General features: G+C 73.3%; 9 protein-coding genes. 3 read left to right on the top strand and 6 right to left on the bottom strand.

All coding sequences use genetic code 11. The features are described from left to right. Positions 1-29: 29 nt before the first annotated feature. From ACWEFJ_RS22915 to ACWEFJ_RS22890, 6 genes are all read right to left on the bottom strand, one after another. Entirely contained in the window at positions 30-956 is a 927-nt protein-coding gene (locus ACWEFJ_RS22915; protein WP_378088737.1) for a hypothetical protein, read from the bottom strand. A 26-nt stretch (positions 957-982) separates the two neighbouring features. Beyond that, entirely contained in the window at positions 983-1,471 is a 489-nt protein-coding gene (locus ACWEFJ_RS22910) for a type II toxin-antitoxin system RatA family toxin (protein WP_378088739.1), read from the bottom strand. 1 nt (position 1,472) lies between these two features. Next, the gene (locus ACWEFJ_RS22905; protein WP_449714976.1) at positions 1,473-2,753 is read right to left on the bottom strand and encodes an aspartate aminotransferase family protein; all 1,281 of its coding nucleotides are present in this window, start codon (positions 2,751-2,753) and stop codon (positions 1,473-1,475) included. 30 nt (positions 2,754-2,783) lie between these two features. Beyond that, positions 2,784-3,914 (bottom strand): acyl-CoA dehydrogenase, encoded by a 1,131-nt coding sequence (locus tag ACWEFJ_RS22900; protein ID WP_378088743.1) that lies wholly within the window; start codon positions 3,912-3,914, stop codon positions 2,784-2,786. After that, entirely contained in the window at positions 3,911-5,515 is a 1,605-nt protein-coding gene (locus ACWEFJ_RS22895; RefSeq protein ID WP_378088745.1) for an aldehyde dehydrogenase family protein, read from the bottom strand. The genes ACWEFJ_RS22900 and ACWEFJ_RS22895 overlap by 4 nt, the downstream gene beginning before the upstream one ends. Positions 5,516-5,724: 209 nt before the next feature. Further along, positions 5,725-6,144, bottom strand: coding sequence for a helix-turn-helix domain-containing protein (locus tag ACWEFJ_RS22890; protein ID WP_449714975.1), 420 nt, complete (start codon positions 6,142-6,144; stop codon positions 5,725-5,727). Between the two features lie 753 nt (positions 6,145-6,897). Here ACWEFJ_RS22890 and ACWEFJ_RS22885 point away from each other — a divergent pair. The 3 genes from ACWEFJ_RS22885 to ACWEFJ_RS22875 are packed head-to-tail and all read left to right on the top strand — an operon-like array spanning position 6,898 to position 12,065. After that, positions 6,898-8,403 (top strand): S1 family peptidase, encoded by a 1,506-nt coding sequence (locus ACWEFJ_RS22885; protein ID WP_449714974.1) that lies wholly within the window; start codon positions 6,898-6,900, stop codon positions 8,401-8,403. Continuing rightward, on the top strand, positions 8,400-10,625 hold the full coding sequence (locus tag ACWEFJ_RS22880; RefSeq protein ID WP_449714973.1) for a tetratricopeptide repeat protein: 2,226 nt from the start codon (positions 8,400-8,402) through the stop codon (positions 10,623-10,625). Before ACWEFJ_RS22885 ends, ACWEFJ_RS22880 begins: the two co-directional genes overlap by 4 nt. Before the next feature lie 9 nt (positions 10,626-10,634). Beyond that, the gene (locus ACWEFJ_RS22875) at positions 10,635-12,065 is read left to right on the top strand and encodes a VWA domain-containing protein (RefSeq protein ID WP_449714972.1); all 1,431 of its coding nucleotides are present in this window, start codon (positions 10,635-10,637) and stop codon (positions 12,063-12,065) included. Positions 12,066-12,356 lie beyond the last annotated feature (291 nt).

Genomic DNA, 12,356 nt, shown 5'->3' with positions numbered 1-12,356 from the left:
ACCTCCTCTCTCGTCACCGGTGGGGTCGCTCAGCGGCGCTTCGCGGCCCGACGGCGGTTGCGCAGGTAGAGGGCGGCGCCGACGACGCCGACCGCGGCCGCGACGCGCTTGGCGGAGCCCTTGCCCCGGTTGGGGCGGCCGATGCCGATCTCCTGGCCCTCGTAGCGGGCGATGATGTTGTCGACCGTGTCGTTCCAGAAGTCCATGTACGCGGCCTCGGTGAGCTTGGTGCGGAACCACTCCCAGCGGTCCAGCCGCAGCGCGACCATGATCCGGGGCCGCGGGAACGCCTGGCGGGCCACGAACACGATGTCCGTGCCGCCGCCCGCGGCGCGGCGGAACCCGAGGTAGCCGTCGTCCGCGGAGGTGGAGGCGTTGGGGCTGCACACGGTCCGCATCCAGTTGCGGACCTCGTCCGGCTCGTAGGTCATGTGCTCGAGCTTGTAGACGTCCAGCTCGTCCTTGCCGAGGAACGCCGTGTAGTTCGGCTGCGCCAGCGCGGCGATCCGCTCGATCTGGAGCGTCGGGCGGCCGGCCGAGTCGCGGTGCAGGACCTGGGTGTTGATGCCCAGCACGTCGCGGAACGCGTCGCCGACGCGGCTGATGTCCACCCGGGACACGAACTCGTCGTAGTCCATCTCGAAGTGGCGGATGCCGTAGAACAGCACGGCGTCGTCCTCGTGGATCCACCGGACGCCGTCGCTGTTGAGCGGCACGTCCTCCAGCAGCTTCTGCCAGCGCTCGGCCGACTCGGTGTCGTAGCGGAACTCCGGGGAGCGGTACTCCTCCAGGTCGAGCTTCACCGGCAGCCGCTTGCGCGACAGGGTGGACTTGGCGAGGGCGATCTGGGTGGCGCGGAACAGCTGCTTCGGCGCGAGGTCGGTGAGCAGCTTGCCCTCCGGCACCGTGTTCGGAGCGGCGTGGGCCCGGTACAGGTCGCTGCGGGCGTTGCCCATGGTCTTTCCCTCCTGCGGTTGGTCGGTCAGGCGCTGACGGCGGCGGCGTGGCGCTCGGGGACGACGGTCCCCTCCGGGAACTCGGCGGCGTCGCCGAACAGGCCGATCAGGATCAGCTGGATGACGTCGCTCAGCACGCGCTCGGCGACCGGTTCGACGATGCTCGCCAGCGAGGGCACGCCGAAGTCGAAGTCGGTGACGAACGCGGTCCGGACGCCGTCGGGCGTGGGGTCGAGCACCCAGCCGCCGGAGAACTCGTCGAAGTCCCCGTCCGTCTGGTTGAAGTCCAGCCGCAGCTCGTCGCGGCGGAACCAGTCCTCCTCGGTCCACTGGAGCAGGCCGTTGCGGAACTCCACGACCCAGTGGCTGACGGTGGAGCCGTCGGGCGACGTCTCCATCTCGACCGAGCGGACGATGTCCACCAGCTCGGCGTAGTGGCGGAAGTCGGCGAGGGTGTCGAAGACGGTCCCGGCGTCGACACCCCGGATGAACGCGTGGACCTCTACGTGGCGCACTTCAGCTTGCTCCTGTCGAATCGGCGGTCGGGTAGCGCGCCGAGAGCTCGGCACAGGCACCGTCGAACGCGGAGAGCAGGAAGTCGACGTCGTCGTCGGTCAGCACGGCCGGCGGCGTGAACCGGAGCACGGCCCCGGCGTTGAGCGAGTAGTTCACGATCAGGTGGCGGTCGACCATCTCGGCGAGCAGCGCCCCGGCCAGGCCCGGGCCCGCCATGTCGACGCCGATGAGCAGGCCGACGCCCCGGACCTCCCGCACCAGGTGCGGGCAGCGCCGGTCGACGACCTCCCGCATCCCGGTCAGCAGGGTCTCGCCGAGCACGGCCGCGCGCTCGACGAGGCCGTCCTGCTCGATGGCCTCCACGGCGGCGCGGGCGGCGGCCATCGCGATGGGCGCGCCGGAGAACGTCGAGGTGTGGATGAACGGGTCCTTGGCGAACGCCTTGAACACGGCGGGCGTCGCGACCATCGCGGACACCGGGACGATCCCGCCGGACAGGCCCTTGCCCACCAGCATGATGTCCGGGGTGACGCCCTCCCGGTCCGCGCCCCACCAGGCGCCGAGCCGGCCCATGCCGGTCTGGATCTCGTCCAGGACCATCAGCGCGCCGTGCTGGTCGCAGATCGCCCGCACGTCGCGCAGGTAGCCCTCGGGCGGGATGACCACGCCGCCCTCGCCCTGGATCGGCTCCAGCACCACGCACGCCTGCGGCCCGGTGGCCAGCTCGGCGGCGAGCGCGTCGGCGTCGCCGAACGGCACGTGCGCGACGTCGGGCAGCAGCGGGCGGAACGGGTCCTGGTAGAGGCCGTTGGCGGTGACGGAGAGCGCGCCGAGCGTCTTGCCGTGGTACCCGCCGGTGGTGGACACCAGGCGGGTGCGGCCCAGCGTGCGGGCGAGCTTGATCGCCGCCTCGGTGGCCTCGGCGCCGGACCCGGCGAAGTGCACGTGCGCGAGGCCGTCCGGCACGACCCGGCCGAGCGCCGCCGCGGCCCGCGCCGCCTCCGGCTCCAGCAGGATGCGGCTCGCGATGGGGTTGGTCCGGATCTGCCGGATCACGGCCTCTTCGACGTGCGGGTGGCGGGCGCCGTGGATGAGGACGCCGTAGCCGCCGGCGTTGAGGTAGCGGCCGCCGTCGGAGGTCTCGATCCACGCGCCCCGCGAGGCCACCTCCATCTGCGTGCCGAAGACCTCGGAGATCTTCGCGCGGCCGCGGGAGAGGTGGCGGCGGTAGAGGTCGAGCACTTCCTGGTGGTCGAGCCCCTGCCCGACTGTGGCTGTCACGTGTTCTCCTCAGGTGTCCCGGGTGGGCGGTCAGTCGATGACGACGGGACGCCCGGAGAACCACCCCAGGAGGGCGTCCGCCGAGCTGTGCCGGGACGGTGGGTGGAAGCCGATGGCGTTCGACGCCGCGGCCAGGTAGCCGACCTCGGGCGAGCCCGCGAAGGCCATGCCGCCCAGCAGTTCCACCGCCTTGGCCGTGGTGGCGCGGACGGTGTCGGCGACGGTGAAGCGGGCGATCAGCGAGCGGGCCAGGCCGTCGTTGCCGCCGTCGCCCTCGTCCAGGTTGCGGGCCGCGCCGTCGAGCGCGAGGGCCGCGCCCTCGACCGCCATGGCGAGCCCGAGCCGTTCGTGCGCCGGACCGCGCGCCGCGGTCAGCACCCGTTCCACGAGGTTCATCGCGACGCCGAGGTAGCAGGCCGTCACCAGCAGCTCGAACCAGACGAAGCCGAGCGTCTGGAGGTCGTCCAGCTCGCCGTCCAGGCCGGTGGTCAGCTCCACGATGAGGTCGGGGTGGACCTCGACGTCCTCCAGCACCACGCTGTCGGACTCCGCGCCCGCCAGCACCGGGGAACCCCAGAACGGCGTGACGGAGATGCCCGGCGCGGCGGCCGGGATCAGCGCGATGCCCGTGCGGGTGCCCTCCTCCGGGTGCTCCAGCGCGACGCTCGCGGTGAGCAGGTCCATCGAGCGGGACAGGCTGCACGGCTGCTTGCGCCCGCTGACCCGCCAGTTCGTGCCGTCCCAGACGCCCTTCATGGTCGGCGTCAGGATGCCGCTCGACGTGCGGCCCTCGGCGAAGCCGGACGCCATGAGCCGCTGGTCGCGGGCGACGCCGTCGAGGAGCATCCACTCCAGGCCGGTGCTGGACTCGGCCAGCGCGACGAGGCTCGCCACCGAGAACTGGTGCATGGTCGTGGCGACCGCCAGCGACGGCGAGCGCGCGGCCACGGCACGCGTGACGCGGACGGCGTCCACCGCGGACGCCCCGCCGCCGCCGTGCACGGTCGGGATGAGCAGCCCCGCGCCGCCGGCCGACCGGTACAGGCCGATGCCGGGGCTGTCCGGCGACTCCAGCTCCATCAGCGGGATGGACGCCAGCTTGTCGTCCAGGCCGGGCAGGTGGCGCTCGCACGCCTCGCGTTCCCTCGACAGCAGCCTCATCGCACGACCTCCGCCGACGCCGCGGACTCGAACACCGCGGTGCGCGGCTGCACGCCCTCGGCGATGCTGATGCCCTGCAGGTGCGACGTGCGCAGCAGCGGGTAGTTCAGCTCGCCGAACGGGCCGCCGGTCAGGCCGGTGCCGCCGTGCGTGGACAGGCACGGCACGAAGCCGATGTGCGAGTCGTTGACCTTGAGCAGGCCGCCGTTGGTCACCCTGGACGCCACCGCCTCGATCACCTCCGGGTCGGTCGTCCACAGGGAGTTGCGCAGGCCGTACTTGTTGCCGTTGAGGAACGTGATGACCTGGTCCAGCAGCGTGCCGTCGTCCTCGGTCGGCACGACCACGGGCAGCAGCGGGAAGAACGTCTCCTCGCGCACCGCCGACAGCTCGCGCGCGCCGGCGAGGCCGTCGACGCGCAGCACGGTCGGCGCGATGAACGGCCCGGTGTCCGACACGGTGCCGTCCAGCTCGACGCGGTGCCCGCCGGTCATCACCCGCGCGCCCGCCGCGGTCGCCTCGTTGAGGTGGTTGAAGTAGTCGTCGGTGCGCATCACCGGCGACAGCAGCACCTCCGGGTCCTCCGGGTAGCCGGGCCGGATCTTCGCGGCCAGGCTCGCCAGCCGCTCCAGCAGCCGGTCGGCCACCTCGGGGTGCACCACCGCGTACTTGGGCACCATGCAGATCTGGCCGGAGCCGAAGAAGCTCTCGGTCAGCGCCTCGGCGGCCAGGTCGAGGTCGGCGTCCTTCCACACGACGCAGCCGTCGTTGCCGGCCAGCTCCAGCACGGGCTTCTTGCCGCGCGCCACCGCGTCCTGGCCGATCTGGATGCCGCGCTCGCTGCCGCCGAAGAAGAAGATGTCGTCGACCAGCGGGCTCTCCAGCCACTGGTTCATGATCTTGTTGGGCTGGCCGCAGACCAGGCTGAGCGTGCCGGCCGGCGCGCCCAGCTCCTCCAGGATCGGGGCGACGATCTCGCGCCACACGAACATCACGCCGAAGGGCGAGCTGCGCGGCGCCTTGACCACCAGCGCGTTGCCCGCGACCAGCGCGGGGACGCCGAGGACCGAGTTCGACGCGGCGGCGTTCTGCGGCGGGCTGAGCACCACGACGCCGTCGGGCTTGCGCACCAGCACGAGCGTGCGCGGGCCGATCCGCCGCTCCTCGCGCATCTGCCTGCGCCACAGGTCGAGCGTCTCGGGCGCGGTGCCCTGCAGGACGCCCGCGATCTCCCACTCGGCCAACCGGCGCGGGTGCCCCTCGGCGACCAGGACGTCGACGAACTCCTCCCGCCGCCGCAACACCTCTTCGTGCACGCGCTCCGCGAGCCGCATGCGGGTCTCCAACGGGAACGCGCCCCACGCGGGCGCCGCCTCCCTGGCCCGTTCGAGGGCTTCCAGGAGGTGGTCGTCGCTCGTCAGCGCGCAGCGGGCCGCGATGCTGGGCAGCGAATCCCCGTCGTCGCGCTTGCCCCGTTCGAGTTCCCGCTTCACCTTCAGGTTCGGCATGAAGTCGTCCAGGAGCGCGGACGCCCTGACGGTGTAGACCCAGGATTCGGAGGGAACATCTGAACCGGCGATATAGGACCCGTAGGAACGCATGACAAAGAGACCCCCATCCGGTCGCGCCACTCCACAAACGTGAGACCAGCCTGCCGGTCGACCGGAGCCGGATCAATGGAACTTTGGTCCAATACAGGTGACCGCGGTTTCGCAATGCGCCACTACCGCACGGGAGCGGTCCGCGGCGACCCCCGATGCCACATTGCAACGAGGGTCTTACCTACTCGCGAAACAATTAACGAACCCGCTCAGGCGGACTCTCCGTGCCCGGTCGGTGACTCCCCGGGAATGGACGAGCCGACGAGCGCGGAACCGTCCCGGGTCCACTGGAACACGAGCGAGACGAGCCCGGCCTGGAGCCGCGACTCCACGACGAGCTTGGCCATCACCTGGGCGACGTGCGCCTTCACCGTGCGCTCCGCGACGTTCAACCTGGTCGCGATCGTCCGGTTGGAGGCGCCGGCCCCGAGCAGGAGCAGCACCTCCCGCTCGCGCACCGACAGCAGGTCGACCCGGTCCAGCAGCGTGCGCCAGGTGGCGCGGTCGCCCGGTAAGCCCGTCTCGAAGGGCAGGGCGGAAAACACCTCCCGCCCGGCGGACCGGGCCCGGAACGGCAGCACCGAGACCGACGCGGCGCCGGCCCCGGGATAGTGCACTTCGTTACTCACGTCAAGCCTTCCATCTTCAGCAACACGCGGCGGAGAGGTTGCGGAACACCCGTCCGCCCCGGCTCGGGCGGACGGATTCCTGGACGGCTGCCTGAGGGCCTTCAGGCAATGGAGGATAATTTCCCCTTGCTGCACCGCCCGGTCCGACGTGGACCGGACAATGGTGGCCGCGCTCCCCCCGTTCGGACAGCGCGGGACACCCCGCTGACATCAAACCCCCCAAGTCGAACCGACAGCGGCGACCACCCATCGCGACGGTCGCACCACTTTTCGTGGCGCCGACGGATCATCCGTTTTGTGCATCTTTGACGACGCCTCCCCGACCGTCAACGAAGTGGCGGTGGGGCGCGCCGACCGCGCACACCCGTCCGAGTCGCCGGCCGCGGGACCGCCGTTACCGGCGATCGTCCACTTGGAGCACCCCGGTCGCCGGGTGCGCCCCACCCCGGGTAGACGCCCGACGAGCCGTGCCGCTCCCCCGTTCGCCGGACGACTTCGGAAGTCCGCACCAAGAGCGACCGAACGGACGCCGCACACCAAACCGGACACCGGTGGCCATGCCACCCCGCGAGGAATCGAGCACACTGGACCAGAGCGCGCGGACGACGCGCTGATACACATCAGCGCGATGAGACCTGCGTCACAGGCCGAACACCGCCTCGTCAACGGCGGTCCGCGCGGGTTCCTAGGCCGTTCGGGCGTTTTGCCACCAAAGGGTGATCGCCGCCCCGGGCCCGCGCCTAGGGTTCGACCATGATCGCCGGTGAGGGCCGTGCCGGGCCGTTCCCCCACGGAGCGGAGGAGTGGCGGGTGCGGCTTCGGTGCCGCGGGCGGCGCGGCGTGCTGGGCGCGGGCGTGCTGCTGGACAGCGAGCACGTGCTGACGTGCGCCCACGTCGCGCTGGCCGCCGAGGACCTCGCCGTCGAGATGGTCGCCCTGCCGGGGATGCCCGCGAGCAGCGCCCACATCGTCGAGCACGTCGAGCCGCAGCACGAGCGCGGTGACGTGGCGCTGCTCCGCCTGGCGACGCCGCAGCCCGGGGTGCGCCCGGCGACGTTGCGCGAGGTCGCCATGTCGTGGAACAGGTCCGTGCACGCCCAGGGCTACCCGCGCGGCCTGGAAGAGGTCGGCGCGTGGGCGACCATGACGCTCTCCGGCATGGCGGGCGCCGAGTGGCAGCAGATGAACGGCGCCGGCGGGCACCGGGTGCAGCGCGGGTTCAGCGGCGCGGGCGTCGCCGACGACGAGAACGGGCACGTGCTCGGCATCGTGGTCAGCGAGTACAACGAGAACGGGGTCGGGCTGTCCTGGATGATCCCGGTCGCGGCGATCGAGCGCCACCTGCCCGTGCTGTCGCGCTGGGTGGTCGGCGACGACGGCATCGACGCCCGGTTCAAGAACCGCGCGGCGCACTACAACGACCGGGTGCGGGCGCTGATGGACTGGCTGGGGCGCAGGCAGGACGGCGGGGCGGTGCTGCTCGTCGTCGGCCAGGACCTGTTGCACCTCAAGGACGCGGTCGCGTTGTCCGCGGTCGGCGAGTCGCCCGCGCCCGACCTCGCGATCGACGTCGAGGGGCTGACCACCGAGGAGGTCTCCCGCCGGATCGTGGACCGGGCCGGCCTGGTGAGCCGCGGTTCCAGCACCGACCGCGTGCGGGCGGGCACGCCGCCGATGACCGTCGTGATCGACGGCGTCGACGCGGCCCGCGATCCCCGGTCGCTGCTGGACGACGTGGGCCGGCCGATGGTGGCCAGCGGCGCGCGGCTGGTGCTGGGCTTCCGCGACGGCGACGCCGCGGACCTGGCCGCGGCGCGGGAGCTGGCGCGGGCCGCGGTCGTGACGCGGCTGGACGGGTTCGTCGCCCGGGTGTCCGCGCTGATGGCGGAGGAGCCGGACACTGCGGCCACCAAGCTGCGGCTCGGGCTGAGCGCGTTGCGCCGTGCCGCCGCGACGGACTGGCGGCTGGTCGAGGACAAGTTGCCGCGGTTCGACCGGGCGATCACGCGGGCCGAACGCGAGCGCGCGGCGCGGCGGCACGTGGAGGACGAGTTGTCCGTGCTGCGCGGGCGGCTGGCGACGGCGCACGCGCGCGCCGCTGCGGCCGGCTTCGCCGAGGACCTCGAACTCGACAGGCACCTGCGCAGGGCGCACGCGGCGCTCGACGCCGACCCGGTCGACCTGGCCGTGGCGCTGGGCGCCGTGCAGGCGTGCGAGGCGGCGGTGCGGCGGCGGTTGACGGGAGGGGATCGGGGATGACGGCGTGCGCGCAGTGCGGCGGGACCGTGGACGACACGGGGTTCTGCGTCGATTGCGGCGAACCGGCGGCGGTGCGGCGGGGCACGCCCGCCCGGACGGCGGCCCGGGCGTCGGGCCGGGCGTCGGGCCGGACGGCGAGCAGCGCCGCGACGACCGGCCGCCGGACGCACACCGGCGACCCGATGTCGTTGCCCGTCTTCGACTTCAAGGACCCGACCAGCCGGATCATCACCGACCCGCGGGTGCCGGTGCGCACCCGCCTGTGCCCCAACGAGCAGTGCCCCGACCGGAGCGCGCTGCCCCAGCGCGACTCGGGGTTCTGCCTGGCCTGCGGCACGCCGTTCTCGTTCCTGCCCAGCCTGGAACCGGGTGCGCTGGTGGCCGACCAGTACCGCGTGGTGGGGTGCTTCGCCCGCGGCGGCCTCGGCTGGATCTACCTGGCCAGGGACACGCACCTGGACGACAACCCGGTGGTGCTCAAGGGCCTCATCGACGTCGCCGACCTGGACATCTCCACCAAGGAGCGCCAGGCGCTGACGCTGCTGGACCACCCGAACATCGTGCGGATCTACAACTTCGTCAGCCACCCGGACGCGCACACCGGCGAGGACCGCGCGTACATCGTGATGGAGTACGTGGACGGCCTGGTGCTGGAGGAGGTCGCCGACCTGTCGGCGCGCGGCCGGGTGCCGCTGGGCGAGCCGCTGCGCACCGAGCACGTCATCGCCGCGGGGCTGCAACTGCTGGCCGCGTTCGACTACCTGCACGAGCGCGGCTTCCTGTACTGCGACCTCAAGCCGGACAACGTGATCATCCGGTCCGGCAAGTACGGCGAGCGCGCGAACCGGGTCAAGCTGATCGACCTCGGCGCGGTGCGCCGGATCGGCGACCGCACCAGCAAGATCGTCGGCACCCGGCCGTACCAGGTGGACGAGCGGGAGATCGCCGAGCGGGGCCTGACCGTGCAGTCGGACCTGCACACGCTCGGCGTGATGTTGCGGCGGCTGGACTACGCCACCGCCGACCACGACGAGCCCGAGCGCACGGACCTCGCGGTGGGGCTGAACTCGTTCCAGCGCGCCTACGACCGGGCCAAGCACCTCGACCCGGACCAGCGCTACGGCTCGGCGGCGGAGATGGCCGACCAGTTGCGCGGCGTGCTGCGCGAGGTGGCGTCGTTGCGCGACGGGGTGGCGCGGCCGGAGCCGTCGACGGTGTTCGTGCACACGACGACCCTGCTGGACGCGGGGCTCGGCGCGGTGCCGGCGCTGGCCACGTGGACGGACCGCGCGGTCGACCGGCTCGCCGAGGCCGAACTGCCCGACGGCAGGCCGGCGGCCGCCGTGGTCGCGGTCGGGTTGCCGGTGCCGCGCGCCACCGCGGGCGACCCGGCCGCCGACGTGCTCGCCGCCGCCGACACCGAGGACCCCCGACGCCTCATCGCGCGACTGGACAGCGCCAACCTGACCTCGCCGGAGACGGCGCTGGTGCGCTGCCGGGCGGCGCTGGCCGCGCAGGACGTCGCCGCGGCCCGGGAGAGCCTGACCCAGGCGCGCGGCCTGCTCGGCCGCGACTGGCGGGTGCGGTGGCACGAGGGCCTGATCGCGCTGGCGGACGGGGAGGTCGACGCGGCGCGGCAGGCGTTCGACGACGTGTACTCGTGGCTGCCCGGCGAGGACGCGCCCAAGCTCGCGCTGGCGTACTGCGCGGAGCACGAGCGGGACCTCGACCGGGCCGAGGCGCTGTACGAGGCGGTGTGGCGGCGTGACCGGTCCGTGGTGAGCGCGGTGTTCGGGCTGGCCCGCGTCCGGCTCGCGCGCGGCGACCGGGCGGGCGCGGTGGCGTTGCTGGACGAGACGCCGCAGGCGTCGCGGTACTTCGACGCGGCCCACATCGCGGCCGTCCGGGTGCTCAGCGGCCACATCCGCGCCGGCGACCGGGTCGTCCGGCCGACCGACGAGGACCTCGCCGCCGCCACCGCCCGCCTGCGGGAGCTGTACCTCGACGGCGGCGCGCCCTCGGGCGAGTCGCGCGTGCGGCTGGAGACCGTGGTGCGGGAGGCGGCGCTGGCCGTCGCGCTGGCCGCGGGCGCGGACGCCACGCCGCTGCGGTTGCGGGTCGAGGAGTCGTACCGCGCGCTGGCCCGGCAGGCCGCCACCCGCGCGGACCGTTCGCTGCTGGTCGACCGCGCGAACCACCACCGGCCGATCACGAGCCGCTGAGAGGGAGCCATGGAGTCCGGGTTTTCGTTGTCGGTGAGCCAGAACCCCTACCTGTCCACGGACGACGACGAGATGGACGCGGTGCTGACCGTGTCCACGCAGGGCCTCGTCGGCGGCGCCGCCGCGCCGGAGGTGGCCCAGGTGATCGCGATCGACTGCTCCGGCTCGATGGCCTACCCGCACAAGAAGATCGCGGCGGCGCAGCGGGCGACCAGCGCGGCGATCGACGCGTTGCGCGACGGGGCGTTGTTCGCGGTGGTCGAGGGCACGCACGGCGCCCGGGTGGTGTACCCGACCGGGCCCCGGCTGGTCGCGGCGACCCCGGAGACCCGGCGTGCCGCGAAGAACGCCGTGCGCGCGCTGAAGGCCGGCGGCGGCACGCGCATGGGCGAGTGGCTGGGGCTGGCGCGCCGGTTGCTGTCCGGGCACCCGACCGCGGTGCGGCACGTCATCCTGCTCACCGACGGCCAGAACAACCCCGGCGACGAGAAGCTGGACGCGGAGCTGGCGGCGGGCTCGCGGATGTACACCTGCGACCCGCGCGGTGTCGGCGCGGACTGGGACAAGCGCGAGCTGCTGCGGATCGCCGAGGCGTTGCACGGCACCGCGGACGCCGTGCGGCAGCCGGAGGACCTCGTCGCCGACTTCGAGGCCATGACCCGGACCGCGATGGAGAAGGTCATCCCCGAGGCGCGGCTCGTGGTGTCCACGACGCTCCGCTCGTCCGTCGCCTTCCTGCGGCAGACGTTCCCGACCGAGGCCGCGCTGGTCGGCGACCCGCTGGCGGAGCGCAAGACGGCGTTCGCGACCGGGTCGTGGGGCGCCGAGACCCGCGAGTTCTTCCTGCGGCTCGCGGTGTCGTCGGCCGGGACGGTGACCCTGAACCACGACGTGCTGCTGGCGCGGGTCGACCTGGAGGTGCGCAAGCCGGGGTCGACGGACTTCGTGCGGGTGGGCGACGGCGACCCGGCCGTCGTGGTGGCGCAGTGGACGAACGACCTGAAGCTGTCCAGCGTGATCGACCCGAAGGTCGCGCACGTGACGCGGCAGACCGAGCTGGGCCAGGCGGTGATGGCGGGCTGCGACGCGCACGACGCGCACGACCTGGACGCGGCGGCCCGGCACTGGGGGCGCGCGGTGGCGCTGGCGACGTCGCTGAACAACGAGAAGGTGCTGGGCCGGCTGCTGCGGCTGGTCGACGTGGTGGGCGACCCGGCGGACGGGAACGTCCGCATCCGGGCGGGGCTCACGGCGGAAGAGCTGCTGTACGTGGGGATGAGCTCGGTGATGTCGAGCATGAGCCCCGCGGTCGAGCTGCCGCCGGTCGCCGACGACCCGGCCGCGGCCGCCGTGCCGGAACTCGTCTGCCCGAGGTGCGGGCAGCGGTGGGAGGGCAGGTACAAGTTCTGCGGCGCGTGCGGCGAACCGCTGGCCGGGTGAGCCCGGAGGGCTGTCGGTACGCGTCGGCCTCCCGTCGTGGGCGTGCCCGTCGAGCGGCCCGCCCCGGATCGGTCCCGACCCCGGCGCAACCTCCGCGCACCCCCGCCGTCCTGTCAAGGGCGCATCCGAGTGGTCGAGGGGGACGCGATGGCGGCGGGGGTGGTGGCGGACCTACCGCGGCGGTTCGGCGGGCCGGGGCGGTTCGGCGGGCCGGGGCGGTTCGGCGGGCCGGGGCGGTTCGGCGGGCCGGGGCGGTTCGGCGGGCCGGGGCGGTTCGGCGGGCCGGGGCGG

It is taken from the genome of Actinosynnema sp. NPDC004786 (assembly GCF_053601135.1).
This window is presented reverse-complemented; position numbering and strand designations above follow the sequence as displayed.

Excerpts from the sequence above, each read along its gene's own strand:
- ACWEFJ_RS22880 (WP_449714973.1), top strand. The coding sequence starts at position 8,400 with ATGACGGCGTGCGCGCAGTGCGGCGGGACCGTGGACGACACGGGGTTC.
- ACWEFJ_RS22900 (WP_378088743.1), bottom strand. The coding sequence starts at position 3,914 with ATGAGGCTGCTGTCGAGGGAACGCGAGGCGTGCGAGCGCCACCTGCCC.
- ACWEFJ_RS22875 (WP_449714972.1), top strand. The coding sequence starts at position 10,635 with ATGGAGTCCGGGTTTTCGTTGTCGGTGAGCCAGAACCCCTACCTGTCC.
- ACWEFJ_RS22915 (WP_378088737.1), bottom strand. The coding sequence starts at position 956 with ATGGGCAACGCCCGCAGCGACCTGTACCGGGCCCACGCCGCTCCGAAC.
- ACWEFJ_RS22885 (WP_449714974.1), top strand. The coding sequence starts at position 6,898 with ATGATCGCCGGTGAGGGCCGTGCCGGGCCGTTCCCCCACGGAGCGGAG.
- ACWEFJ_RS22895 (WP_378088745.1), bottom strand. The coding sequence starts at position 5,515 with ATGCGTTCCTACGGGTCCTATATCGCCGGTTCAGATGTTCCCTCCGAA.